26 protein-coding genes are annotated in these 25,362 nt (G+C 64.9%); 13 read left to right on the forward strand and 13 right to left on the reverse strand.

What is annotated here, in order from left to right:
* Nucleotides 1–59: 59 nt before the first annotated feature.
* On the reverse strand, nt 60–989 hold the full coding sequence (gene copD, locus AC1RRJ_RS05355) for a copper homeostasis membrane protein CopD (RefSeq protein WP_493120734.1): 930 nt from the start codon (nt 987–989) through the stop codon (nt 60–62).
* 4 nt (nt 990–993) lie between these two features.
* Nucleotides 994–1,377 carry a copper homeostasis periplasmic binding protein CopC gene (gene copC / locus AC1RRJ_RS05360; protein ID WP_493120735.1) on the reverse strand — a complete coding sequence of 128 codons (384 nt, stop codon included), beginning with the start codon at nt 1,375–1,377 and terminating at the stop codon, nt 994–996.
* A gap of 147 nt (nt 1,378–1,524) precedes the next feature.
* On the opposite strand from copC, the gene AC1RRJ_RS05365 reads away from it, so the two are divergent.
* From AC1RRJ_RS05365 to AC1RRJ_RS05390, 6 genes are all read left to right on the forward strand, one after another.
* Nucleotides 1,525–1,770, forward strand: a complete 246-nt coding sequence (locus AC1RRJ_RS05365) for a hypothetical protein (protein WP_493120736.1) — start codon at nt 1,525–1,527, stop codon at nt 1,768–1,770.
* A 2-nt stretch (nt 1,771–1,772) separates the two neighbouring features.
* A complete protein-coding gene (locus tag AC1RRJ_RS05370) occupies nt 1,773–2,210 on the forward strand; it encodes a periplasmic heavy metal sensor (protein ID WP_493120737.1) in 438 nt (145 codons plus the stop codon).
* Nucleotides 2,207–2,782: an RNA polymerase sigma factor gene (locus tag AC1RRJ_RS05375; RefSeq protein ID WP_493120738.1), complete on the forward strand. Its 576-nt coding sequence runs from the start codon at nt 2,207–2,209 to the stop codon at nt 2,780–2,782. The genes AC1RRJ_RS05370 and AC1RRJ_RS05375 overlap by 4 nt, the downstream gene beginning before the upstream one ends.
* An 88-nt stretch (nt 2,783–2,870) precedes the next feature.
* Nucleotides 2,871–4,667 (forward strand): copper resistance system multicopper oxidase, encoded by a 1,797-nt coding sequence (locus AC1RRJ_RS05380; RefSeq protein WP_493120739.1) that lies wholly within the window; start codon nt 2,871–2,873, stop codon nt 4,665–4,667.
* Entirely contained in the window at nt 4,664–5,812 is a 1,149-nt protein-coding gene (locus AC1RRJ_RS05385; RefSeq protein ID WP_493120740.1) for a copper resistance protein B, read from the forward strand. Before AC1RRJ_RS05380 ends, AC1RRJ_RS05385 begins: the two co-directional genes overlap by 4 nt.
* Entirely contained in the window at nt 5,809–6,315 is a 507-nt protein-coding gene (locus AC1RRJ_RS05390) for a DUF411 domain-containing protein (protein ID WP_493120741.1), read from the forward strand. Before AC1RRJ_RS05385 ends, AC1RRJ_RS05390 begins: the two co-directional genes overlap by 4 nt.
* On the opposite strand, the gene AC1RRJ_RS05395 is transcribed toward AC1RRJ_RS05390, so the two are convergent.
* From AC1RRJ_RS05395 to hutI, 5 genes are read right to left on the reverse strand one after another with little or no spacing between them, the layout of a single operon-like run.
* Entirely contained in the window at nt 6,312–6,872 is a 561-nt protein-coding gene (locus AC1RRJ_RS05395; RefSeq protein WP_493120742.1) for a HutD/Ves family protein, read from the reverse strand. The two genes, AC1RRJ_RS05390 and AC1RRJ_RS05395, sit on opposite strands and share 4 nt — an antisense overlap.
* Nucleotides 6,869–8,536 carry a urocanate hydratase gene (gene hutU / locus AC1RRJ_RS05400; protein WP_493120743.1) on the reverse strand — a complete coding sequence of 556 codons (1,668 nt, stop codon included), beginning with the start codon at nt 8,534–8,536 and terminating at the stop codon, nt 6,869–6,871. The genes AC1RRJ_RS05395 and hutU overlap by 4 nt, the downstream gene beginning before the upstream one ends.
* A 19-nt stretch (nt 8,537–8,555) precedes the next feature.
* The gene (hutG, locus tag AC1RRJ_RS05405) at nt 8,556–9,362 is read right to left on the reverse strand and encodes an N-formylglutamate deformylase (RefSeq protein WP_493120744.1); all 807 of its coding nucleotides are present in this window, start codon (nt 9,360–9,362) and stop codon (nt 8,556–8,558) included.
* Nucleotides 9,359–10,888 (reverse strand): histidine ammonia-lyase, encoded by a 1,530-nt coding sequence (gene hutH / locus AC1RRJ_RS05410; RefSeq protein WP_493120745.1) that lies wholly within the window; start codon nt 10,886–10,888, stop codon nt 9,359–9,361. Before hutH ends, hutG begins: the two co-directional genes overlap by 4 nt.
* A complete protein-coding gene (hutI, locus tag AC1RRJ_RS05415) occupies nt 10,885–12,084 on the reverse strand; it encodes an imidazolonepropionase (protein ID WP_493121772.1) in 1,200 nt (399 codons plus the stop codon). The genes hutH and hutI overlap by 4 nt, the downstream gene beginning before the upstream one ends.
* A gap of 90 nt (nt 12,085–12,174) precedes the next feature.
* On the opposite strand from hutI, the gene AC1RRJ_RS05420 reads away from it, so the two are divergent.
* From AC1RRJ_RS05420 to AC1RRJ_RS05440, 5 genes are all read left to right on the forward strand, one after another.
* Nucleotides 12,175–13,554 (forward strand): formimidoylglutamate deiminase, encoded by a 1,380-nt coding sequence (locus AC1RRJ_RS05420; protein WP_493120746.1) that lies wholly within the window; start codon nt 12,175–12,177, stop codon nt 13,552–13,554.
* Nucleotides 13,551–14,273 carry a histidine utilization transcriptional repressor HutC gene (hutC, locus tag AC1RRJ_RS05425; RefSeq protein WP_493120747.1) on the forward strand — a complete coding sequence of 241 codons (723 nt, stop codon included), beginning with the start codon at nt 13,551–13,553 and terminating at the stop codon, nt 14,271–14,273. Before AC1RRJ_RS05420 ends, hutC (AC1RRJ_RS05425) begins: the two co-directional genes overlap by 4 nt.
* 253 nt (nt 14,274–14,526) lie before the next feature.
* Nucleotides 14,527–17,226 (forward strand): TonB-dependent receptor domain-containing protein, encoded by a 2,700-nt coding sequence (locus tag AC1RRJ_RS05430; protein ID WP_493120748.1) that lies wholly within the window; start codon nt 14,527–14,529, stop codon nt 17,224–17,226.
* 10 nt (nt 17,227–17,236) lie between these two features.
* On the forward strand, nt 17,237–17,941 hold the full coding sequence (locus AC1RRJ_RS05435; RefSeq protein ID WP_493120749.1) for a PepSY domain-containing protein: 705 nt from the start codon (nt 17,237–17,239) through the stop codon (nt 17,939–17,941).
* The gene (locus AC1RRJ_RS05440; RefSeq protein ID WP_493120750.1) at nt 17,938–18,672 is read left to right on the forward strand and encodes a PepSY domain-containing protein; all 735 of its coding nucleotides are present in this window, start codon (nt 17,938–17,940) and stop codon (nt 18,670–18,672) included. The genes AC1RRJ_RS05435 and AC1RRJ_RS05440 overlap by 4 nt, the downstream gene beginning before the upstream one ends.
* Before the next feature lie 6 nt (nt 18,673–18,678).
* Here AC1RRJ_RS05440 and hutC (AC1RRJ_RS05445) read toward each other — a convergent pair whose 3' ends face one another.
* A complete protein-coding gene (gene hutC / locus AC1RRJ_RS05445; RefSeq protein ID WP_493120751.1) occupies nt 18,679–19,455 on the reverse strand; it encodes a histidine utilization transcriptional repressor HutC in 777 nt (258 codons plus the stop codon).
* Between hutC (AC1RRJ_RS05445) and AC1RRJ_RS05450 the strand changes: the two genes are divergently transcribed.
* Both AC1RRJ_RS05450 and AC1RRJ_RS05455 read left to right on the forward strand, forming a co-directional pair.
* Nucleotides 19,445–19,648, forward strand: coding sequence for a hypothetical protein (locus tag AC1RRJ_RS05450; protein ID WP_493120752.1), 204 nt, complete (start codon nt 19,445–19,447; stop codon nt 19,646–19,648). The genes hutC (AC1RRJ_RS05445) and AC1RRJ_RS05450 overlap by 11 nt on opposite strands.
* Nucleotides 19,649–19,841: 193 nt before the next feature.
* A complete protein-coding gene (locus AC1RRJ_RS05455) occupies nt 19,842–20,462 on the forward strand; it encodes a PilZ domain-containing protein (protein ID WP_493120753.1) in 621 nt (206 codons plus the stop codon).
* 3 nt (nt 20,463–20,465) lie between these two features.
* Here AC1RRJ_RS05455 and AC1RRJ_RS05460 read toward each other — a convergent pair whose 3' ends face one another.
* The 5 genes from AC1RRJ_RS05460 to AC1RRJ_RS05480 are packed head-to-tail and all read right to left on the reverse strand — an operon-like array spanning nt 20,466 to nt 25,308.
* Nucleotides 20,466–21,113, reverse strand: a complete 648-nt coding sequence (locus AC1RRJ_RS05460; protein WP_493120754.1) for an FABP family protein — start codon at nt 21,111–21,113, stop codon at nt 20,466–20,468.
* A gap of 18 nt (nt 21,114–21,131) precedes the next feature.
* Complete coding sequence (gene aguB / locus AC1RRJ_RS05465; RefSeq protein WP_493120755.1) at nt 21,132–21,983, reverse strand: N-carbamoylputrescine amidase; 852 nt, start codon at nt 21,981–21,983, stop codon at nt 21,132–21,134.
* 7 nt (nt 21,984–21,990) lie between these two features.
* Nucleotides 21,991–22,974, reverse strand: a complete 984-nt coding sequence (locus AC1RRJ_RS05470; protein ID WP_493120756.1) for an agmatine deiminase family protein — start codon at nt 22,972–22,974, stop codon at nt 21,991–21,993.
* Nucleotides 22,971–23,621: a hypothetical protein gene (locus tag AC1RRJ_RS05475; protein WP_493120757.1), complete on the reverse strand. Its 651-nt coding sequence runs from the start codon at nt 23,619–23,621 to the stop codon at nt 22,971–22,973. Before AC1RRJ_RS05475 ends, AC1RRJ_RS05470 begins: the two co-directional genes overlap by 4 nt.
* Nucleotides 23,622–23,625: 4 nt before the next feature.
* Nucleotides 23,626–25,308 (reverse strand): M28 family metallopeptidase, encoded by a 1,683-nt coding sequence (locus AC1RRJ_RS05480; protein WP_493120758.1) that lies wholly within the window; start codon nt 25,306–25,308, stop codon nt 23,626–23,628.
* Nucleotides 25,309–25,362 lie beyond the last annotated feature (54 nt).

Raw genomic sequence — 25,362 nt, forward strand, 5'->3', positions numbered from 1 at the left:
GCGCCCGCGATAGTCGACCGCAAGGTGACGATAGCCGAGGCCAAGGCGCCAATGGTCGCTCATCCGATAGGCGCAGGGAAGGGTTCGAGCATCCCGAACCAGGCGACCAGCGCGAGGACCGCGGCGCCGGCGGCGGCCTCGATCAACAGGCTTCGGCGTATCGCGCGAACCGCTTGATCGGGGGCGGATATCGCAAGCGCGTGTTTCAGCGCGGGGGTAAGGCGCCAGCGATTGGCGGCGGCAAGTGCCAGCATCAGCCCGAACAGCGCGAGCTTCACGAGCAGAAGCTGGCCATAGGGCGCCGCGAGCGACGCTCCGGCATTTTGGGCGCCGACAATGATCTGGCCGTTGATGAGGCCCGTCGCGGCAATGATGAGGACGCAGATTGTTCCGACCCGTGAGAACTGGTCGAGGCTTCGTGCCGCAAGGTCCAGGCGCGCGGGCGTTGCGCGCGCGAGCAAGATCAAAAAGGCGGCAATGGCGCCGAGCCATACTGCCGCGGCGATCATGTGGAGGGCGTCGCTGGTGCGATGGATCGTGCCGGTCATGCCCTCGCTGGCCCCGGCGTGGCCCGACCAGGCGAGGCTTGTCAGCGCGACCGTTCCGGCTGCAGCGATCAAGCCTGCCGCCACCAGCGGACGTTTCGCGGCGAAGAGGGCGGCGGCGAACGCCAGCAGCAGCGCCGACGTTCGCCAGAGCCATGCTTTGCCGACTTCGCTGCCAAGGGCGAGTTCCCGGAGCATCCGGTGATCAACGGTCCCGAGATCGACGCCGTACATGTTGGCGGTGAGGACCGTCATGCCCGCAGTCGAGATCAGCAATCCAAGCGCGCAAAGCCACCGCTCCGCCCGCCAGAAACCCGCGGTCACCTCGGCCGAGCGCCGTTCGTCGGCTGTCGGTGCGTAGAGAAGGAAGCCCGCCAACCCCGCGACGAGCATCAGGTCGGCGAAAAGCGCGAACCTGATACCGGCGAGGAGGAGGTCGGGCATCGTCTTACTTCACGGTGAAGCTGAACTCGCTTCCCATGCGGTGCGTGTCGGCGCCGGCGGCCGACCATTTGACCTTGTAGGTGCCCGGAACGAGCGCGCGTTTGAGTAGCAGCGTCATCGACTTGCCGTCTTTCCCCATCTGTGCCGTCGCCGGCATTTTCATCGGGGCATGGTTGGCCATGCCGGGCATGCCGGTCATCACCAGTTCGGCCTTGACCGTCGAGGCGACCAGTTTCTCGTTGAAGGTCAGTTTGACCGAGGTCACTTTCGACACGGTCGCATTTGCGGTGGGGCTCGACGCGACGAGCTTCGCATGCGCGTGCGCCGCGGTCGGCATCAGCAGCAAGGCGAAAGCAGCCGCAGCAGAGGGGAGAAAAGACTTGAACATAATATCTCCAAATATTTGTCTGTCCTGCTAATACGCATATTGTTCCTGCCGCCCTCATTTTTCATTCTTTGAGGGGGGCGGCGTGCGGGTGCGTATGAGCATATGAAGAAATTGCGGGAAAGCCGGATGGACGAACAGCTTCAAATCTTGAAAGCGGTAGACCTGCCCGACGGGCTGGAGGCGCTGGACGAGCGGATTTTGCACGCGCTGGCAGGCCGCCAGCGTGAGGCGTTCGCGACGCGGCGGCTGATGGCGCTTGCGGCCTTTGTCTCGCTCGGCGGCGGAATTGTTGCTGGAAGCGCGGTATCGGCGCCCGCTGTCGCTGCGAGCCCGATCTCTCCCTTGGGTCCGGTGAACGCGCTGGCGCCGTCGACCTTGCTGGATACGCACTGACGATGCCGTCGCGCCGTTTGTTGCTCGTCGGCCTCGTTGCATTTGTTGCTGCGCTGGCCGGCGTTTTCGTTGGCCGGCAGGTTTTCGACGCGCCCCGGGCGAGCGAAACCGAACTGCACGCGCTGCTTCACAGCCAGCTGGAGCTGACGGCCGATCAGCACACGAAGATCGAGCAAATCGAAACCCGGTTCGCCGTGCGGCGCAAGGCGCGCGAGCAGGAGATGCGCGCCGCCAATGTCCGGCTTGCGCAGGCGATCGAGGCCGAGCATGGCTATGGCCCGCAGGTTACCGAAGCGATCGATCACACGCATGAGGTGATGGGGACGCTGCAGAAGGAAACGCTGGAGCATTTGTTTGCGATGCGCGGGATTCTCAATCCCGAACAGGCGGAGATGTTCGACAAAAGCGTGGTCAAGGCGCTGACCGCCGATGCGCGGTGACCCCCAATCTATCGCAGTGTAGCGACCGCGAACTGGCGGCGCTGGCGAAAGCCGGCCGGCAGGATGCGTACCGGGAATTTCTGGCGCGCTACAAGGCACCGACCTTTCGGCTGATCTATCGCAATATCGGCGATACCGACGAGGCGATGGATTTGACGCAGGAAGCGTTCGTCGCGGGCTTTGCCGCGCTCGGCCGCTATGACGCCGACCGTCCGTTTCGGGTCTGGATCGCCCGCATCGCGCTCAACAAGTGCCGCGACTGGGCGCGCCGCCGCAAAGTGCGCTCCTTTTTCTCGCGCGCGCTGCCGCTCGAAAGCGCGCATGATGTGGCAAGCGATGTTCCTGCGCCCGACGCCGAGGTTGCCGGCCGCGCCGAAATGGCGCGGGTCCATGCGGCGATGGCCAAGCTGCCGGCCAAGCTGCGCGAAGTGCTGGTGCTGCGCGGGCTGGAGGAGCTCAGCCAGGTCGAGGCTGCGGACCTGTTGCAGGTGAGCGAAAAGACGATCGAGACACGGCTCTATCGCGCGCGCGGGCGGCTCAAGGCGTTACTTTCCGACGACACCCCGGACTAGCCGCTACGGCGGATTTTGCCCTCAGGGTGAGGGGCGCTCCGGTCGGCCGCGTATGGCAATAGGAACAAGAAGGAACAGTAGAACCAATATGCGTATGAACAGGCGTCATTTTGTCGGTGGAGCTTTGGGTGGAGGGACCGTGGCCGGACTGGCCGCATGGTTCCCGGCGTGGGCACAGCCCGTCTCGCCGGGGATCGTCGCGCCGCTTCCGGTGGTTTCGGGCAATGACATCACCCTGCGCATCGCGCGCCAGACGATGCGCGTCGACGGCAAGGTCAGCCGTGCGATCGGCATCAACGGCACCGTCCCGGCCCCGCTCGTTCGCCTGAAGGAAGGGCAGACGGCAAAGCTCACCGTCGTCAACGACCTCGACGAGGACAGCTCGATCCACTGGCATGGCCTGATCCTGCCGTTTCAGATGGATGGTGTTCCGGGCGTCAGTTTTCCCGGCATCAAACCACGATCGACCTTCGTCTATGAATTTCCGGTCGTCCAGTCGGGCACCTATTGGTATCACAGCCATTCGGGACTTCAGGAACAGATCGGCCATTATGGCCCGATCGTCATCGACCCTGCGGGCGCCGATCCCGTCGCGCACGACCGCGAGCATGTCATCGTGCTGTCGGACCACAGCCGGATCTCGCCCGAGGAAATTTTCCGCAAGCTGAAGGTCAATCCCGGCCATTTCAACATGCAGCGCCAGACGCTCGGCGGGTTGCTCGCGGGCAAGGACCAGCCGCTCAAGGATCGCGTCGAATGGGGCGCGATGCGGATGGACCCGACCGACGTCGCCGATGTCAACGGATCGACCTATACTTTCCTCGTCAACGGCTATGGCCCGCGCGACAATTGGACCGCGCTGTTCACCCCGGGCGAGCGCGTCCGGCTGCGCATCATCAACGCGTCGGCGATGTCGATCTTCAATGTCCGTATTCCCGGGCTGCGGCTGACCGTGGTGCAGTCCGACGGCTTGAACGTCGTGCCGGTCGAAATCGACGAGTTCCAGATCGGCGTTGCCGAAACCTATGACGTCATCGTCACCCCGACCGACGACCGCGCTTACACCTTTGTTGCCGAGGTCAACGACCGCTCGGGCATGGCGCGCGCGACACTGGCGCCACGCGCCGGGATGGCGGCCGAGGTTCCGGCGCTGCGCAAGCGGCCGCTCGCGACGATGACCGACATGGGCATGGGCGCGATGGCTGGCGGCGCCGCGGGCGATGCCGCCTGCGCCCCCGAACATGCCGCGATGGGGCATTGCACTCCCGCTGCCGCTGCGGGCGATCATGCCGCGGCGGGGCATGGAGCGGCTGCTGGCGGCGCGATGAGCCACAGCATGCGCGACTTCAGCGTCGCGCCGCAGGTCAAGCGCGATCCCAGCGTCCAGTCGATTTCGCCGATGCCGATCGACCGGATGGGCGAGCCGGGGCAGGGGCTGGAGGATGTCGGGCACAAGGTGCTGACCTATCACGACCTCAAGTCGCTCGATCGCAACCCCGATGTCCGCGCGCCCGAGCGCTCGCTCGACATCCATCTGACCGGCAATATGGAACGTTTCATGTGGTCGTTCGACGGCGTGAAAATGTCCGATCATCACGAGCCGATCCCGTTCCTCGAGGGCGAGCGGGTGCGGGTCAATCTGATCAATGATTCGATGATGGTCCACCCCATCCACCTGCACGGCCATTTCTTTGAACTGGTGACGGGCAAGGGCGACCATTCGCCGCGCAAGCACACGGTGATCGTCCAGCCGGGCGGCATCGCGACCTTTGACTTCACCGCCGACGCGCTCGGCGACTGGGCGTTCCACTGCCATCTTCTCTATCATATGCACGCGGGGATGATGCGCGTTGTCAGCGTCCGTCCGCGCGGAGACGCCGCATGAGCCGCGCGTGGACCCTGCTCGCCGGCCTGTCGGCGATCGCTTTCGCAGCTCCCGCCGCCGCGCAGTCGGCGCATGACGGCCATGCGCCCGCGAAGCCCGTCGCCGATCCCGATTGCCCGCCCGAGCATGCCGCGATGGGGCATTGCACCCCCAAGACGGCTAGCGCCGGTACAGCGCATCCCGGGCCCCAGGCGGCTCCGACCGACGGCGATAGCGGCTGCACCCCCGAACATGCGGCGATGGGGCATTGCACGCTCAACGACGATGCTGCGCCCGCAGCGCATGGCGAGCCTGCACCCGCGCCGGTCGCAAGCGATCCCGACTGCGCGCCCGAGCACGCCGCCATGGGGCATTGTACCCCCAAGGCAGCGGCTCCGGCGCCCGGCGCGGTTGGCACCGATCTGCCTGCGGGCGATGCGCCCGCACCGGCACCGCCGGGCGACTGGTACGCCGATCGCATCTATCCCAAGGCCGAAATGGATCATGCGCGCCACGCGATGATGGTCGAAAGCGGCGGCCTGTTGGTCGGCTACACCAGCTTCGACCTCGAATATCAGTCGCGCAAGGGGCATGACGGTTACAGCTGGAATGGCGAGGTCTGGTACGGCGGGGACATCAACCGGCTGACGATCAAGAGCGAGGGCGAGGGCGCCTTTGGCGAAGGGCTGGAGGGCACCGAAACGCAATTGCTCTACAGCCGCGCGATCGGTCCCTATTTCAACGCGCAGGCCGGTGTTCGCCAGGACTTTGGCCCCGGCGCCGACCGCACCTATGCGACGATCGGTTTCGAAGGGCTGGCACCCTATTGGTTCGAGGTCGAGGGTGCCTTGTTCCTGTCGGACAAGGGCGACCTGCTTGGTCGGTTCGAGGCCGAATATGACCAGCGCATCACCCAGAAATGGGTGCTGCAGCCCGCGGCCGAAGTGAATTTCGCGCTGCAGGATGTTCCCGAAAGCGCGATCGGATCGGGCGTGTCGGATGTCGCGCTCGGGCTGCGTCTGCGGTACGAGATCGTCAAGGAATTCGCGCCCTATATTGGCGTCGAATGGAGCCGCAAGCTCGGCGATACCGCGCGCTTTGCCCGGGCTGCAGGCGAAAAGGTTGAAAGCACAAGTCTGGTGATCGGCGTCAGGACCTGGTTTTGACGGCCGCGCGATATAGCCGGCGCAGCCTGCTCGGCCTGATCGCCGCGGCGGGCGGGGTTGCGCTGGCGGGTTGCAACTCCGCGCCCGCGGCGCCGGCTGCCGGCAAGGCGGCGGACGCGCTGCCCGCGGCGAAAAAGATGCTCGTTTATCGCGATCCCGAATGCGGTTGCTGCACCGCGTGGGCCGAGATCGCGCAAAAGGCCGGCTATGAGGTGACGGTCGAAAGCCGTCCCGACATGCCCGCGATCAAGGTCCGCCATGGCGTGCCCGCCGAACTGGCGTCGTGCCACACCGTGATCGTCGCGGGCTATGTGATCGAGGGGCATGTGCCGATCCGGCATATCGACAAGCTGCTGCGCGACAAGCCGCGCGATATCGTCGGGCTCGCCGTTCCCGGCATGCCGCGCGGGTCGCCGGGGATGGAAATGCCCGATGGCAGCGTTGATGCGTTCGACGTGATGGCGTTTGATGCCACGGGGGCGGCAGTCGTTTATACGGCTTAGGCGCCGATGGATATTTCGGCGACGATGACGGGGTGATCGAACGCGAGTCCGGTCACCTCTTTCGTCGTGAGCAGCAGGGCATCTTCGGCGGCCAGATCGATCGACTGGCCGTTCAGCCTGATCGTTGTGACTGTTTCCGCCAGCAAGAATAGCTGATCGGCGTCGCTCGGTCGCACGGCCGCCCAGCGCTCAAGTATGATGCGTGCCTCTCCGCGCCGCGCCATCAGGTTGAGGACGGTGCATGCGCCGCCGCAGGGGCTGGCGGAAACCGCTTCCTCGCCTGCGAAAGCCTGCGCGGGGTCGCCCGCTTCGAGAGCGCGTTCGTCGTCCCCGATTGCGAGCATAAGCTTGCCGTCCAGCAGCATCAGCGCGCGATCGACGCCGGGCCACGGCGAAAAGGGGCCGGCGGCGGCGATCGTCGCGATGCTGGCGCGCCACAGGAAATTCTCGTCGCCCGCGCCTTCGGGGGACAGGGCGACGTCATGTGTGACGCCGCCGCCGTTCCGCCATGCGCGGGCGATGCGCTCGTTCGCCGGCAGGTGCCGGACGATATTCACCCCGTTATGCCGGGGAGGTCGAGGCCTTTCTCGCGCGCGCAATCGAGCGCGATATCATAGCCCGCGTCGGCGTGGCGCATCACCCCGGTTGCGGGGTCGTTCCACAACACGCGTTCGAGCCGCGCCGCCGCTTCGGGGGTGCCGTCGGCGACGATCACCATGCCGCTATGCTGCGAGAAGCCCATGCCGACGCCGCCGCCGTGGTGGAGCGACACCCAGGTCGCGCCGCTGGCGGTGTTGAGGAGGGCGTTGAGCAGCGGCCAGTCCGAAACTGCATCGCTGCCGTCGCGCATCGCCTCGGTCTCGCGGTTCGGCGAAGCGACCGAGCCTGAATCGAGATGATCGCGGCCGATCACGACCGGGGCCTTGAGCTCGCCGTTCGCGACCATCTCGTTGAAGGCGAGGCCAAGCCGGTGGCGATCGCCGAGCCCGACCCAGCAGATACGCGCAGGCAGCCCCTGAAACTGGATTTTCTCGCGCGCCATGTCGAGCCAGCGGTGGAGATGTTCGTTGTCGGGGAGCAGTTCCTTCACCTTGGCGTCGGTCTTGTAGATATCCTCGGGATCGCCCGACAGCGCGGCCCAGCGGAACGGACCGACGCCGCGGCAGAACAGCGGGCGGATATAGGCGGGGACGAAGCCGGGGAAGTCGAAGGCATTTTCGACGCCCTCATCCTTCGCGACCTGACGGATATTATTGCCATAGTCGGTGGTCGGAACCCCGGCGGCCTGGAAGTCGAGCATCGCGCGGACGTGGACGGCCATCGATGCCTTGGCGGCTTTGGCGACCGCGGCGGGATCGCTTTCGCGCTTGTCGATCCATTCGGCGACGGTCCAGCCTGCCGGCAGATAGCCGTTCACCGGGTCATGCGCGCTCGTCTGGTCGGTGAGCAGGTCGGGGCGGATGCCGCGGCGGTAGAGTTCGGGCAGGATTTCGGCGGCGTTGCCGAGCAGACCGACCGAAATCGGCTTTTTGTCGGCGCAGCTCTTTTCGATGAGTGCCATCGCTTCCTCGATCGTCGAGGCGGCGGCGTCGAGATAGCCGGTGCGCAGGCGCATTTCGATGCGGCTCGGCTGACACTCGATCGCGAGGCACGACGCGCCCGCCATCACCGCCGCGAGCGGCTGCGCGCCGCCCATGCCGCCGAGACCGGCGGTGAGCAGCCATTTGCCGGCAAGGCTGCCGCCATGATGCTGGCGGCCCATCTCGACGAAGGTTTCGTAGGTGCCCTGAACGATGCCCTGCGTACCGATATAGATCCACGATCCGGCGGTCATCTGGCCGTACATGGCGAGGCCGCGCTTATCGAGTTCGTTAAAATGGTCCCAATTCGCCCAGTGCGGGACGAGGTTGGAGTTGGCGATCAGCACGCGCGGGGCATTCTCGTGGGTGCGGAACACGCCGACGGGCTTGCCCGACTGGACGAGCAGCGTCTCGTCGCCTTCGAGCCGCCGCAGCGTGTCGACGATCTTGTCATAGCTTTCCCAGTCGCGCGCGGCGCGGCCGATGCCGCCATAGACGACCAGTTCCTCGGGGCGTTCGGCGACGTCGGGGTGGAGGTTGTTCATCAGCATCCGCAGCGGGGCTTCGGTCAGCCAGCTTTTGGCCGACAGTTCGGTTCCGGTAGCGGCCTTGATGATGCGGCTGTTGTCGAGGCGGGTCATGTTGGTCCTTCCTGGTGGATCAGGCGGCGGCAAAGGCGAGGCACGCCTGCAGCACGTCTTTCAGAATCGGGGTCAGATTGTTGGCGCGCGCCGGAGCGAGCAGCGCGGGCCAGTTGGTTTCGTTCACGTCGGCGGGCTCATCGAGATAGCCGCGCATCGCGAGTTCCATCTGGATCGCGTGGATGCCATTCTCCGGGCGGCCGTAATGGCGCGTGGTCCAGCCGCCCTTGAAACGACCGTCGAGAACATGGCTGTTCCCGCTGGCCGCGCAGATGGCTTCGATCGCCGATGCCAGCGCCGGATCGCAGGTCTGCCCGCCATTGGTCCCGATATTGAACTGTGGCAGTTCGCCGTCGAACAGGCGCGGGACATGGCTGCGGATCGAATGCGCGTCATAGACGACGACGCGCGGGTGGATCGACCGCAGCCGCGCGATCTCGGCTTCGAGCGCGGCATGATAGGGGGTGAACCACAGCGACCGGCGCCGCGCGATCTCGCCCTCGTCGGGACCGGCGTCGCGATAGAGCGGTTCGCCGTCGAAGGTCGTCGTCGGGCAAAGCTCGGTCGTCGCCTGTCCGGGGTAGAGCGAAGCCCCCGACGGGTCGCGGTTGACGTCGATCACGCTGCGCGAAATATCGGTGCGGACCGTCGTCGCGCCAAGCCCGGCCGCGAAACCATAAAGCCGGTCGACCCACCAGTCGGCGTCGCGGCGCGCGATCCATTCGCAGCGGAACGCGTCGCCGGTGTCGGCAAGGTCGGTCCCCGTGTGCGGGAACGCCACCACCAGCGGCGCTTCGCCGCGCTTTATGTCGAGCCAGCCGGTCATGCGACGCCGGGGAGCAGGTCGCCTGCCGTCGCCGCCAGCGCACCCGACCGGACGAGCGCGTTCGCTGCCTCGATATCGGGGTGGAAATGCCGGTCGTCGGCGAGCGTCGGGACGGCGTCGCGGAGCAGGCGATGCGCGCGTTCGAGCGTCGGGCTCGATTGCAGCGGCGCGTGGAAATCGACACCCTGCGCCGCGGCGAGCCACTCGATCGCGATCACGGCGAGGGCGTTGGCTGCCATGGCGTGCAGACGGCGTGCGCCGTGTGCCGCCATAGACACATGATCCTCTTGGTTCGCCGAGGTCGGGATTGAATCGACGCTCGCCGGATAGGCGCACTGCTTGTTCTCGCTGACCAGCGCGGCGGCGGTGACCTGCGGGATCATGAAGCCCGAATTGAGCCCGGGCTTGGGCGTCAGGAAAGCGGGCAGGCCCGACAGCGCGGGGTCGACGAGCATCGCGATGCGGCGTTCGGAAATCGACCCGATCTCGCAGATCGCGAGCGCGATCATGTCGGCGGCGAAAGCGACGGGCTCGGCGTGGAAATTGCCGCCCGACAGCGCTTCGTCGGTGTCGGGGAAGATCAGCGGGTTGTCCGAAACGCAATTCGCTTCGATCTCCAGCGTCGTTGCGGCCTGGCGCAGCACGTCGAGCGCGGCGCCCATCACCTGCGGCTGGCAGCGCAGGCAATAAGGATCCTGCACGCGGGTGTCGTTTTCAAGGTGGCTCGCACGGATCGGCGACCCTTCCATCATCGAACGCAGCGCGCCGGCGACCTCGATCTGGCCGCGATGGCGGCGCAGCGTATGGATGCGCGGATCGAAGGGCGTGTCGGAACCCTTGGCTGCCTCGGTCGACAGCGCGCCGGTGACGAGCGCCGACTGGAACAGCAGTTCGGCTTCGAAGAGCCCGGCAAGCGCGTTGGCGGTCGAAAACTGGGTTCCGTTGAGCAGCGCGAGGCCTTCCTTCGCCGCCAGTTCGATCGGAACGAGGCCAGCGCGCGCGAGCGCATCGGCGGCGGGCAGGCGTTCATCGCCGACGAAAATCTCGCCCATGCCGATCATCGTCACCGCCATGTGCGACAGCGGGGCGAGGTCGCCGCTGGCGCCGACCGAACCCTGTGCCGGGATCACCGGGGTCAGGCCGTGGACGAGCATCGCTTCGAGCAGCGCGACGGTTTCGGGGCGGACGCCCGAGGCGCCCTGCGCGAGGCTGGCGAGCTTCAGCGCCATCATCAGGCGGATGACCGGCACCGGCGACGGATCGCCAATTCCAGCCGCATGGCTGAGTACGATATTGCGCTGGAGTGTCGCGAGGTCGGCGTCGTCGATGCGGACGCTGGCGAGCTTTCCGAAACCGGTGTTGATGCCATAGACCGGCTCGCCGCGCGCGAGGATGCGGCCGACCGCAGCGGCGCTTTCGGCGATACGCGGCGCCGATGCCGGATCAAGCCGGGGGATCGCACCGCGATAGATGGCGCGCCAGTCGGCAAGCGATGCGGTGCCGGGGGTAAGCATGATATCGGTCATCGACCACTCCAGATACGGGCATGGAGCGGGTTAAACCCCATGCGATAGACAAGTTCGGCGGGACGTTCGATGTCCCAGATGGCGAGGTCGCAGCGCTTGCCGGACTCGAGCGTTCCGACGCGATCGGACAGGCCGAGCGCCCGCGCAGCGTTGCGGGTAACCCCGGCGAGGCATTCGGCGACGGTCAGGTGGAACAGCGTTGCCCCCATGTTCATCGCGAGCAGCAGCGAGGTGAGCGGCGAAGTCCCGGGGTTGCAGTCGGTCGCGATCGCGATCGGCACGCCGGCAAGGCGGAGTGCGTCGATCGGCGGCAAATGCGTCTCGCGCATGAAATAATAGGCGCCGGGGAGCAAAGTCGCGACGGTACCCGACGCGGCCATCGCGGCGATCCCGGCGTTGTCGAGATATTCGAGATGATCGGCCGACAGCGCGCCATGACGCGCCGCGAGTGCCGCGCCATGCTGGTTCGAAAGCTGTTCGGCGTGGAGCTTGACCGGCAGGTTCGCGCGCTTCGCCGCCTCGAAGACGCGTTCGGTCTGCGCGGGCGTGAAGCCGATACCCTCGCAAAAGGCATCGACCGCATCGGCGAGGCCGAGGCGTGCGACTTCGGGCAACATGTCGCCCGCCAACATCGCGATATAGGCGTCGGCGTCGCCGGCATATTCGGGCGGCAGCGCGTGGGCGCCGAGGAAGGTGGTGGCGATCCGGACCGACCGTTCGGTCCCGAGACGCCGCGCGGCGCGCAGCATCCGGATTTCGCTGGCCGTGTCGAGGCCATAGCCCGACTTGACCTCGACCGTCGTGACACCCTCGGCAATTAGCGCGTCGAGGCGGGGCAGGGCGGTCGCGACCAGTTGGTCTTCGCTGGCCTCGCGCGTCGCGCGCATCGTTGAGACGATGCCGCCGCCAGCGCGGGAAATCTCTTCATAGGAGGCGCCGTCGAGACGCATTTCAAACTCGCGCGCGCGGTCGCCGGCGTGGATCAGGTGGGTGTGGCAATCGATCAGCCCGGGGGTGATCCAGCGTCCGTCGCAGGCGATGGTTTCGGCGGCGTCGAACGCGGGGGCATCGGTGGCAGGGCCAGCATAGAGGATGATGCCGTCAGCCGCAGCCACCAGCCCATCTTCGACCACGCCGAGGTCGTTCCCGACCATCGTGGCGAGCCTTGCATCTTTCCACAGCGTGTCGCAGCGCATGCCCATCGACCCTCATCATTTTGCGATGACCAAAGATTGCACCAATCGCCCATTAATGTATAGACATAATTTCAGATCGGGAGGAAATTTATGGCATCGGCGCAGAAAACGGGCGATCGGAACCTCTTCTTCGACCGGCTTTTGCTGAGCGACGGATGGGCGCGAAATGTCCGGCTGACGATATCTTCGGGCGTGATCGCTGCTATCGAAGCCGACAGGGCGGCGCAGTCCGGCGACGATCGGCACGGCTGCGGTCTCCCCGGCATGCCCAACCTCCACAGCCACGCCTTCCAGCGCGGCATGGCGGGCCTCGCCGAACGACGCGGGCCGTCGGGCGACAGTTTCTGGACCTGGCGCGAGGTCATGTACCGTTTCCTCGACCGCATGACCCCCGACGATGTGCGCGCGATCGCATCGCTCGCCTATCTCGAGATGCTGGAGGGCGGCTTCACCCGCGTCGGCGAGTTTCACTATCTGCACCATGATCGCGGCGGGCAGGCTTATGCCGACCCCGCCGAAATGAGCCGCGCGATCGTCGATGCGGCCGCCGCGAGCGGCATCGGTCTGACGCTGTTGCCCGTCCTCTATTCCTATGCGGGGTTCGGTGCGCAGCCGCCGCAGCCCGCACAAATGCGTTTCATCATGGATATCGAGCGCTATGCGCGGCTGATCAATGCCGCCGGCGCGGCGAGCCGGGACTTGCCCGACGCCGTCGTCGGGATCGCGCCGCACAGCCTGCGCGCCGTATCGCCCGGACAGCTGGACGCGCTCGCGGGCATCGGCGCGGGACGCCCGGTCCATATCCATATCGCCGAGCAGGTGAAGGAGGTCGACGATTGCGTCGCGTGGAGCGGACAGCGCCCGATCGAATGGCTGCTGAATCATGCTGCGATCGATGATCGCTGGTGCATGGTCCATGCGACGCATATGACGCCTGCGGAAACGGCGGCGCTGGCCCGGACGGGCGCGGTCGCCGGGCTTTGCCCGATTACCGAGGCCAATCTGGGTGACGGGCTGTTTCCCGCCGAGGCCTTTCTGGCGGCGGGCGGGCGTTATGGCGTGGGGAGTGATTCGAACGTGCTGATCGATGCGAGCGAAGAGCTTCGCCTCCTCGAATATGGCCAGCGGCTGCTGCACAGGGGGCGCAATATGCTCGCGGGCGGCGAGGGGCGTTCGACGGGCGCCGATATTTATGCTGCATCGGTCGATGGCGGCGCGGCGGCACTCGGTGTGCGGGGCGGTCTCGCGGTCGGTGCTGCGGCCGATATCGTCAGCCTCGACCTTGGGCATCCGTCGCTGGCCGGAAAGCGGGACGAGGAACTGCTCGATGCCTATATCTTCGCGGCGGGGCGCAGCGCGATCGACGGCGTCTGGCGGCGCGGCGAGCGGGTGGTGAGCCAGGGGCGGCACAAGGATCGCGCGGCGATTGTTCAGCGCTATGTCGCGACGCTCGAGAGGCTGACCGCGTGAAGCAACCGCTCCACGAACGCATCCGATCCGATTTCGAGGCGCGCATCCTGTCGGGCGAACTCATTCCCGGCGCGCGCCTGCCGACCGAGCTCGAACTGATGCGCTACTATGATTGCGCGCGGATGACGGTGAGCAAGGCGCTGTCGGCGCTTGTCGCGGCCGGGCTGATCGATCGCCGCAAGCGTGCCGGAACTTTTGTTGCGCGCCCGCGCGTCCATTCGATGGTGCTCGACATCCCCGATCTGGAGCAGGAGGTGCTGCAGCGCGGGCAGCGGTACCGCTTTGAACTGTTCAATCGCGAGGTGCGGACGCCCGATCCCGCGCATCCCGAGGAAGCCGCGCTGGCCGGGGAGGGCGAACTGATTTTGCTGGAGGGCGTGCATTTCGCCGACGATGTGCCGCTCGCCGCCGAAGCGCGACTGATCAGCCTGTCCGCCGTGCCCGACATTGCGGCCTCGGCATTTCAGGGCGCATCGCCGGGGGCATGGCTGCTCAAGCATGTGCCCTGGACCGAAGCGGAAACGCGAATCGCGGCGGTTGAGGCGGACCGCAATGTGGCGGCACGGCTCCATTTGGCGGTTGGCTCGGCGTGCCTGTTCGTCGAGCGACGGACCTGGCGTGGCGATGAGGGGATTACGCTCGTGCGTCAGCACTTCGTCGGATCGGCCTATGATCTGATCGCGCGTTTCGGTTCGGCCCGGAGGCCGTCCGAAGCCTGAGGCCTTTGGCCTTTCACAAGAAAATTGCCGGTGCCTTGGACTGGCCGCAATGCGGCGCCATTCGGCGCGCCCGATGCTGAATAAAAAAATCGTCGAGAGGTGAGGGGTGTTCCCTGATGCTGCGTATTCTAATTGCCAGTTATGTTCCCCGGAAATCGCATTAAGATACTGAAATTCAACAGATTTTTCTGTTGACCTGTATATACATTTGATGCTTTCTGGGGACAACAACGCAACCAACAGGGGGTTTCGCATGAGAATCAGAACATCTTTGCTTGCAGGGGTCGCGGCGATCGCCAGCATCTCCACGCCTGCCGCCGCGCAAACGGACGCGGCGCCGCAGTCCGCCGAGGGGGCTAGCCCCGCGAGCGAGATCGTGGTCACCGGATCGCGCATCCGTCGTCAGGACCTCGCGGGCGTCGGCCCGGCAACGGTCGTCTCGGCCGAGCAGATCGAGAACACCGGCCTCGTCAATATCGAACAGGTTCTCCAGCGCCTTCCCGCCAATGCCGGCTTCGCGGGCAACCAGAGCTCGGCCTATTGGACCAACAACGGCTATGGCACCGCGCAGGTCAATCTTCGCGGCCTCGGTATCAAGCGCACACTCGTGCTGCTCAACAACCGCCGCCTTGTCGCTGGCGGTACCGGCGCCAACTCGTCGCCCGATCTCAACATGATCCCCGTCGTCGCGCTCGCGCGCACCGACGTCCTCAAGGACGGCGCCTCGGCGATCTATGGCGCCGATGCGATGGCGGGCGTCGTCAACCTCGTCACCCGCAACGACTATGAAGGTCTGGGCGTCAGCGCACGCTATGGCGTCACCGAACGCGGCGACGGCGGCGACTTCACCGCCGACCTGATCTGGGGCGCGCGCGGCGATCGCGGCGGCATCATGGTGGCGGCGACCTATCAGAAAACCGATGCGGTCAACATGGCGAGCCGTGCGCCTTGTTCGCTGGCAGAAGTGACGCCGGGTTCGCTGTCGTGCACCAACAGCACCTCGACGATCGGTGGCCGCGCCGTGCTGCCCAATGGCCAGCAGATCAACTTCAACCAGACGCCCGGCGGCAATGGTGATTTCTTCGAGCCGTACAACGGCGCGAAACACAATAACAACGTTCAGCGCTATCTGAACGCGGTTAGCCCGATCCAGCGCATCAGCACCGCGGTGTTCGGCGATTACCAGATCACCGACGGCGTCCAGGTTTTCGGCGAGTTCCTCTACACCCACCGCAAGAGCGACCAGCTCGCGACCCCGGGTACGCTGCGCAATATTTCGATTGCGTCGACCAACCCGACCAACCCGACGGGGGAAAATCTGTTGCTCGTGCGCCGGATGCTCGTCGAGGGCGGGCCGCGCGAATTCTTCCAGAAGACCGAAACCTGGCAGGGTACGGCCGGTTTGCGCGGCAAGTTGGCCAATGACTGGGCGTGGGAAGTCGCGGGTGCGTTCGGCCGCAACACCGCGGTCGACGGTTCGACCAATGTTGCCAATCTCGGCAACGTCGCCAACACGCTCGATCGCACCAAGTGCAGCGTGACGGCGGGCGCGGCAATTCCCTGCGCCGATTATCTCGGTGCGGGCGATGTCACCCCGGCGGTGCTCGACTATATTAACTTCACCTCGCGCGATCATGGCGGCAACGAACTGGCGACCGTCACGGCCGACCTGACGGGCAGCCTGTTCACCCTCCCCGCGGGGCCGGTCTCCTTCGCGACGGGCGTGGTCTATCGCAAGGAAAAGGGCTGGCGCGACCCCGATCCGCTGACGGTGCTGGGCCTCGCCAACACCAACCAGCAGGATCCGATTTCAGGTTCGACCACCGCCAAGGAAGCCTATCTCGAGCTTTCGGTTCCCGTGCTCGCCGACACGCCTTTCTTCAAGGCGCTGACGATCGACGGCGCGGTGCGCTTTTCGGACTATGATCTGTTCGGCAGCGACTGGAACTACAAGATCGGCGTCGACTGGCGGATCAACGAAGACATCCGTCTGCGCGGCACCTATGGTACCGGCTTCCGCATCCCCAACGTGCCCGAATTGTACGGCGGCGTGTCGGAAGGCAATCTGACGACCACCGATCCGTGCAGCCGTTACTCGCAGAGCGGAAACGCGACGCTGATCGCGAACTGCCAGGCATCGGGTGTGCCCGCCAACTATGTCCAGCTGGGCAATACGATCCTGACCACGGTGGGCGGCAACGAAAATCTGAAGCCCGAAAGCTCGACGACGTGGACAGTCGGCGCGGTCGTTCAGCCGAAGGGCCTCGTACCGGGTCTGTCGCTGACGGCTGACTGGTTCAACATCGACATCAAGGACGCGATCCGCGCGATCCCGGGTTCGACCAAGCTTGCGGTTTGCTATGCCAGCCCGAAGCTGGCGCATCCCTTCTGCGATGATTTCACGCGCAGCACGCTGACGGGTGAGGTCAATTATCTTTCCGCCCAGCCGATCAATACCGGCCGCGAAAAGATGAGCGGGCTGGACCTTGGTCTCGTCTATAACCGGATGGTCGGTGACGTTTCGCTTTCGTTCGACGCCAATGTCACCTGGCTCAACGACTACACCATCTATCCGTTCGTCGGCGGTGCTCCGATCGTGTTCGACGGCCATATCGGCGGCGGCAACGGCGGTTATCCGAAATGGCGCGGCTATGGTGTGCTGACGGCCGAAAAGGACGGGATCAGCGCGACCTGGTCGACCCAGTGGGTCGGCAAGGCGACCGACTTCAACGCGGCGCCCAAGGATATCGGCTATCGTGCGCCGAATGTCTTCTACCACAATATCCAGCTCGCCTTCGAAGTGAACGAGAAGACGCGCTTCCAGCTTGGGGTGGACAATCTGTTCGATCGCAAGGCTCCCTATATCAAGAGCTTTACCGATGCGAATACCGACACGATGACCTATGACCTGCTCGGCCGGCGTGTCTACGCCGGTTTCCGGACCGCTTTCTAAGGCCCCGAGCATGACGATCCGCTGGCCACTGGTCATCCGCCGAACCCATAAGTGGCTGGCATTGCTGGTCGGCGTCCAGGTTCTACTCTGGACGCTGACCGGGCTCTACATGGTGACGGTCCATATCGACACCATTCATGGTGATCATCTGGTGCGCAGCCCGGTGGTCAAGCCTTTCGATCTCGCCGGGCTGGCGTCACCGTCACAGATTGTGGCGGCCGCCCCCGGCGCGTCGGAAGTCCGCTTGCAGCGCCATTTCGACAAGCCGGTCTGGCGCGCCGAAACCCCCGATGGCCCGCGTCTGTTCGACGCGGCGTCGGGGCAGATGCTGGCCGATCCGACCGAGGCGCAGATCCGTGCGCTGGCGCAGCGCATCTATACCGGCGACGGCAAGATCGTGTCGGTGCAGTTGCTCACGACCGCGCCGCAGGAAATGCAGTCGCGCAAACCGCCGTTCTGGCAGGTCGAGTTTGAAGGCTGGAACCGCCCGACGCTTTATCTGTCGCCCAAGACCGGCGAGCTCATCTCGCGCCGTCACGCGCTGTGGCGCGCCTTCGACATCGCGTGGATGCTCCACATCATGGATTATCAAGAGCGCACCGACGTCAACAATCCGCTGGTCCGGGTCGCGACCTGGAGCGCTTTCGCCATGGCGATCAGCGGGGCATGGCTGCTGATCTGGTCGTTCAAGCGCCGAAAGAAGAAAAAGGCATGAAGAAGATCCGCCTGACGCCGCTGTTCTTCCGGCGTATCCATAAATGGGTCGGCCTGATCCTCGGCCTTCAGTTCGTCCTCTGGGCGCTCAGCGGCTCGGTGATGGCGCTGCTCGACAAGGACAAGGTCGGCGGCCACGGCCATGATATGGGTCATTCGCATCCCTTGCCCGAGGGCGCCTATTTCGACGTCGCTGCGCTGTCGAAGGGCGATGCGGTGCTGGGGGTCGTGCTGCGCGATCTCGGCGCACGGCCGGTCTATGAAGTGCGGACCGAAAAGGGTGTCCGGCTGGTCGACGCGACCGACGGCGCGCCGATCGCGGTCGACGAAGGACTCGCCCGCGAGGTCGCATCGATGATGAACGAGGCGCCGATCCTGCAGGCCAGCCTGCTCCCCAAATCGACCCTCGAAACGCGCGATCATGAAGGCCGGATGTGGCGGGTCGACTTCTCGGATGCCGAGAATAGCAGCGCCTATGTTTCGGCCGACACTGCGCGTTTCCTGGTGATGCGCGGCGACACGTGGCGGACGTGGGACTTCTTCTGGATGCTCCACAATATGGACTATGTGGAGCGGAAGAGCTTCAACCATCCGCTGATCATCTTCGTCGCCTTTGGCACGCTGTGGCTGTCGGGGACGGGCTTCTATCTGTTGTTCAAAAGCTTCACCCGCGCCGATTTCCGCTGGCTGCGCCGGCGGAAAAAGCCGGTGGTCCGGACGCTGGCGAACTGACCCTCGTCAGTCGTCGATCGAGAAGGCGGCCGACAATTCGAACCTGGAGCCGGGGTGCGTCAGCCAGGCGTGCGACACCAGTCGCCCGCGGCTCCAGGTTCGCCGCGTCATCCGCAGCACAGGCTCGCCACCCGACAGGCCCAGCAGGCTGTGCGTACGCTCGTCGGGCATCATGGCGCTGACCCGGTGCTCGACGCGTTCGAGCGGCGCGGTACGGCTCAGATATTCGTTCGGGGTCATCTGCGTGAAATCGCGCGTGCCATATTCGGGCGCGACCGAGGCGAGGACGAAGCGTTCCTCGAGCTGGATCGGAAACTCGGCCTCGTGATGGACGATCACCGAATGGAATAATTTCGTCCCGGCCACCACTTCGAGCAGCGGCGCGGTTTCGGCATTCGCGCGAATTTCCTGATTCAGCACGACGCGGGCGCGATATTCATGACCGCGTTCGCGGACTTCTTCGGCAATGTTGCGGATCTCGATCATCTGACCGATCGGTCTCGGTTCGGCGATGAACGACCCGCTTCCCGCGCGGCGGACGAGGACGCCGGCGGCCTGAAGCTCGCGCAGCGCGCGGTTGGCGGTCATTCGCGATACGTCGAACTGCTTCACCAGCTCGGATTCGGACGGGACGCGGTCGCCCGGTTTGAGATGGCCGTCGCGGACGGCGTCGCATATGCTCTGCTTGATTGCCGCGTAGCGCGGGGGCGACGAGTCCGGGGTCGACCCGGCCGTGTTCGATGATTCTGCCCCTTTTGCAGGCGCGCGCGAAATGGAATTCATCACCCGTCTATACAGGTGGGGATGGTTACATTCCAATGGCGTCTGTGAAAAAACCGATGCCGGGCTGGCGCGCGCCGTGGGGGCCGTCGGGCGCACGGATGCCGATGCATCGCCGCGATCCATCCCGGTGGAAATTTACTCGTTTTCCGCGCTTAATGCCGCCGTCCGGGAGCCGTTAAATTGTGCGAAATGAGAAATTTATTCATCGGGACAGGCGAGGAAAACCGATGGTCGAGCCAGATATTGAACTTTTATTATCTTTATATGCCTGACCTGTTGTTAAATTGATGAAATTTGTGTATTTTCATGTAATTATATGCCAACGCTCGTGTGTCCTGATGGCAGTGTCGGCTCGTCGGAGCGCTGTTTGGAATGAGGAGGATTGAATGAACAATCCACGCCTGTCGGGCGCGGCGGGAGAGCAGGCAGCCGGCGACGAGAGCGATCGTCGTGGCGCCGATCGATACCGCACCGTGTGGCGCATCGCAAAGGTCAAGCGCGACGGCGATTTTGGCCTGTGGCGGGTTCGCAATATCTCCGATCGCGGCATGATGCTTGCGGCCGATGTGCCGATCGCTGTCGGTGAGCGGCTGGAAGTCGCGCTTTCCGATACGGTGGTGATTTGCGGGCGGGTTGTTTGGTCCGAAGAGGGGCGGTGCGGCGTCGCGTTCGACGAGGAAGTCGATGTCGCGGGCGTGTTGAAGCAATTGGCAGCCGAGCAACGTGCGGGCGACTATCGCCAGCCGCGCCTGCCGGTGCGAACCCAGGCGCAGGCGGTGACCGACGAAGGGGCGAGCCAGATCGAACTGGTCGACCTGTCGCAAAATGGCGCGGGTTTCGTTCATGACGGACATTGGGAAGTCGGCAAGGAGTTCGAACTGGTGCTGGCCGGCAACATCAGGCGCAAGGCGATCGTCCGCTGGGCGCGCGGCGGGCGCGGCGGGCTGTGGCTGACCCAGCCGCTCGAGCGCAGCGACCTCGAAAGCATCAGCCGCTTTCAGAGCTGACGCCTATGCGGCGCTGCGGACGATCTTCGCCCAGGGGTTGAGGTCGGGCTCGGCGATCTTCACCAGCGTGTTGCGGTCGCGGTGCAGGAAGGGCTCGGCCTGGCCTTTGACCAGCAGCATGATGTCAGAGACATAGCTCCACGAGCCATCGTCGTGAAAACTGACGTCGAGCTGGTAGCTGTCCGTACGAAAGGCCTGTTCGAGGAAGGTCGTCGAACAAATTCCATATTCGGTCTGCCCGCGTTCGGCCTTCACCACCAGCGTTCTGTCGTCGGGCTTCGCATGTCCCGCTGCGATTGCGATCTGTCCGCGCGGGATTGCGACGGTCTGGAGGATCAGCCCTGTTGCGCGTTCATAGAGCCAGTAACCGACCTGATCGTGGAAGGTGATATCCTCTTCGGGCGTGTTGATATGGACATGGTAGCGCAGGCCATAGAAAAGCTGCGGGCCGTTCGCCTGCGGGTCGATCGGCTGCATCTCGATCCGCTCGATATATTCGCGGGTTTCAGGGCCGTCGGCCTTCGGGTTGATATCGACCCCGCGCTTTCCTTCCCAGATACCGGCGAGGCGGCGTAGCGGGCCAAGATTCGCGAGCGTCTCGGGATCTACATCCTCGGGCTCGGTGAAAATATCGTCGGGTAGTTCCATCATCTTGCCCCCTTGGCCGCGTCAGATATCTTCGGCCAGTCGCCCGTAGAGCTGCGGCCGCCGGTCGCGGAAGAAGCCCATGCCCGCACGATGTTTCGCCGCGCGGGCGAGGTCGATCGTTTCGACCAGCACGCCGGTCTCGCTGGCGCCAAATTCCTGCGTCAAATCGCCCCATTCGTCGCTGATGAAGCTGTGGCCATAGAAGTTGGCGTCGTTTTCGGTCCCGATCCGGTTCGCGGCGATCACCGGCATGCAGTTCGACACGGCGTGGCCCTGCATCGCGCGGCGCCACATGCGGCTGGTATCGAGGTCGGCGTCATAGGGTTCGGAGCCGATCGCGGTCGGATAGAAGAGCAGTTCGGCGCCCATCAATGCCATCGCGCGCGCGCATTCGGGGTACCATTGGTCCCAGCACACCCCGACGCCGATGCGCGCGCCGAAGACGTCCCAGACCTTGAAGCCGGTGTTGCCGGGGCGGAAATAATATTTCTCTTCATAGCCCGGACCGTCGGGAATGTGGCTCTTGCGATAGGTCCCCATGATTGCCCCATCGGGGCCGATCATCGCGAGCGTATTATAATAATGATGCCCGTCCTTCTCGAAGAAGCTCGTCGGGATCGCGACCTTCAGCTTCGCCGCGAGGGCCTGCATGGCCACGACGCTCGGATGCTCGGCGGTGGGCCGGGCGCTGGCGAACAGCGCCTCCTCCTCGACCTGACAGAAATAGGGGCCCTCGAAGAGCTCGGGGGGCAGGATGACCTGCGCGCCTTTCGCGGCCGCTTCTTCGACGAGCGCCGTCACGGCGTCGATATTCGGCTGGACGGGGCCGGGCAGAGGAAGCTGCAAGGCGGCGACGTTGAGGGTGCGGGTCATGGTGGTGCTATGCCGGAAGCTGCTGGCTCGAGCAATGGAAGCTGCCGCCGCCGACGAGGATGCCACGCGCAGGCACGCCGACGGCGCGGCGGTCGGGGAAGAGTGCGGCGAGGGCGTCGACGGCCGCCGCGTCGTTCGCGACGCCATAGGTCGGGACGACCACGACGCTGTTGCCGATGTAGAAGTTCATATAGCTCGCCGCCGCCAACTCGCGGTCGATCTCGAAGCGGCCGGGCGAGGGGAGGTCGACAATCTCGATCCCGCCGAACGCGGTCGTCCGCGCGCGGGCATCGGCGTAAATCGCGGCATTGGGGTCATCATCGCCCGCCGCGACCGGGATCGCCAGCCGGCCTTCGCCGACGAAGCGCGCCAGATTGTCAACATGGCCGTCGGTATGGTCACCGATCAGCCCCTTGCCGAGCCACAGCAGCCGCTCGATGCCGAGCGACTGGTGGAGCCGCACCGCGATATCTTCGCGGGTCAGCGTAGGGTTGCGGTTGATGTTGAGCAGGCATTCCTCGGTGGTCACACAGAGTCCGCTGCCGTCGACGTCGATCCCGCCGCCTTCGAGCACCCAATATTGATCGTCGACCGGAAGGCCGCTGCTGGCGGCGAGCGCTGCGCCGACTTCCTGGTCGCCCGGCATGACGAACTTCTCGCCCCACCAGTTGAATTCGAAATTGCGCGCACGCCGCGCCGCGCCGGTGCCGGCGATGATCGGCCCGGTGTCGCGCAGCCAGATGTCGCCGAGCGGCTGGACCAGGATGCGGACACCCGGATCGACGAGCTTCGCGGCGATGTCCGCTTGCGCATCGTCGTTGACGACCAGTCGCACCTCTTCGCCGCGTCCGCCGTCATGGACGGCGTTGGCAAAGGCCGCGACATCGACCCGCGCGGCGTCGATCGCGCCCGCCCATTCTTCCGCCATGTGGGGAAAACCAATCCAGACGGCGTCGTGCGGGGCCCATTCGGCGGGCATTTTCAGTGTCATGTGGCAGTCTCGGACAGGGTAGGCCGGACGAACGCCGCGCTCAGCACGGCGATCGAGAAGGTCATGGTGAAGAGGAAGAGCGCGAGCAGCGGGATAAGGAACAGTCCGCCTTCGAACAATCCCCAACCTTCGACGATCGCGCAATCGTCGATGGCGTGCTGAAAAGGAAGGCCGGTCACCAGCACCGCGACCGCAAAGGGCGCGGCGAGGATCGTGCGGTTGCTCCAATGCACCAGGCGCCCGGCCGGATAGCCGAGCAGGCGCGAGGGGAGGGCAGAGATGGCCAACAGCCCCCAGCCGATCCACGCCCAAGGCAACTGCGGAAGCGTGCTCGGCTCGTACATCTTCCCGTCGCTGCACGTCGCGTTAGTCCCCAGTCCTCCGAGCCAGATAGCCGCGAACATGATCGCAGCGAGGACGAAGGCTGCGCTCCATTGCCGCCAGCCGAGGCGCGGCTGCTCGCGGAGCAGGTAGCGTGTCAGCAGCACGACGAAGAGACCGTGCGCGGGCAGCACCAGAGCGACCAGCAGGATAGGCGCGAGAAAGGAGAATGCCACGAGCAGCGCTGTACTCGCGATGGCAAGCCCGAGGCCGGGCAGGATCGCGTTCGCCGTCAGTCGGACGAGACGCGACCCTTGGCCCTCCATCTGCTTATTTCCCGGCGCGCGACTTGTCGCGGGCGGCGCGGAATTCATCGCCCTTGACCCAGTTCGGCCATGCATCGGTCATCGCCAGCATCCGTCCCGCCGCATAGTAAAGCCGCAGGTCGGCGATCATGCCGTCCCAGTTGGTGATCGCGTCATATTCGTCGCCCGGCGCATGATAGCGGTTCTTTTCATAATCTTCCGCCGCCTTTTTGCCGGCCTCGATGCCGCCGTTGATCAGGTCGTCGCCGCTGCCGAAGTTGAACATCGGGACGCCCAGCTTGGCAAAGCTGAAATGGTCGGAGCGGTAATAGAAGCCCTTTTCGGGGGTGGGCTCGTCCTTGATCACCCGCTTTTCCATCTGGGCGAGCTTGGCGACATAGGCGTCGAGTTCGGATTTGCCGCGACCGACGACGACAATGTCCTTCGACGGGCCGATTGCGTTGAGCGCGTCCATATTCACGCCGCCGACGGTCTGCGCGAGCGGGAAGACCGGGTTTTCGGCATAATATTTCGAACCGAGCAGGCCGGACTCTTCGGCTGTGACCGCGAGGAAAACGACGCTGCGATCAGGCGCACCAGCCTTTTTATAAGCCTCTGCCATCGTCACAAGCCCGGCGACGCCGCTCGCATTGTCGACCGCGCCGTTGCAGATATCGTCGCCAGCGACCGGCGTGCAGCGGCCGAGGTGATCCCAATGGCCGGTGTAGAGAACATATTCGTCGGGACGCTTTGTGCCCGGCAGGATACCGATGACGTTGCGCGACATCTTCTTGCTGATCTGGTTGTCGAAACCGAAGTTCGCTTTCACGCCGGTGAGCGCGACGGGCTTGAAGCCCTTTTTCTTCGCGGCTTCGCGCAGCTTGTCGAAATCCTGTCCGGCGCTTGCGAACAATTCCTTCGCCTTGGGAAGCTGGATCCAGCCATTGGCGAGGGTCTGGTCGGCGCCGCCATTCTTGCTTTCGGCCAGATATTGCGTGCCGGTGTTGCTCGATTCGACGACGTTCCAGCCATAGGCGGCGGGTTCGGTGTCGTGGACGATCAACACTGCGGCCGCGCCCTGACGCGCGGCTTCTTCATATTTATACGACCAGCGACCGTAATAGGTCATCGCGCGACCGTTGAATTCGCCCTGGGTTTCCTTGGTCTGCCAGTCGGGATCATTGACGAGGACGACGACGGTCTTTCCCTTGACGTCGAGCCCGGCATAATCGTTCCAGCCCTTTTCGGGCGCGTTGATGCCATAGCCGACAAAGACGACGTCGCTGTCCTTGACCTCGGTTTTGGGCTGCACACGATAGCTGAAGGCGACATAGTCCTTCGCATATTGCGCGGTGACCGGGGTCTTGCCGCCGGTGAAGCTCAGCGGCGTCGCATTTTTTGCGGTGATCTCGACCAGCGGCACATCCTGCGTCCAGCTGCCATTGTTGCCGGGCTTCAACCCTGCGGCCTCATATTGCTTGATGATATAGGCGACGGTTTTTTCTTCGCCCGCAGTGCCGGGTGCGCGGCCTTCAAAGGCGTCGGAGGACAATTCCTTCGTCACCGCCTGCAAGGTCGCGAGCGACAGGTCGGGAAGGGCAACGTCGGGGATCGCGGCGGCTGCGGTTTTCGAGGCATCGCCGCTGCCGTTGCAGGCGGCGAGGGACAGAAGCGCGGCGAGCGCCAGCGGGGTGGACAAGCGGGACATGGGCAATCCTTGCTGATTTCGGAATGGCCGCGTTGTGCCAGCAGCGCGCGGCAG

The organism is Sphingopyxis sp. GW821-FHT12C06, from assembly GCF_058807415.1.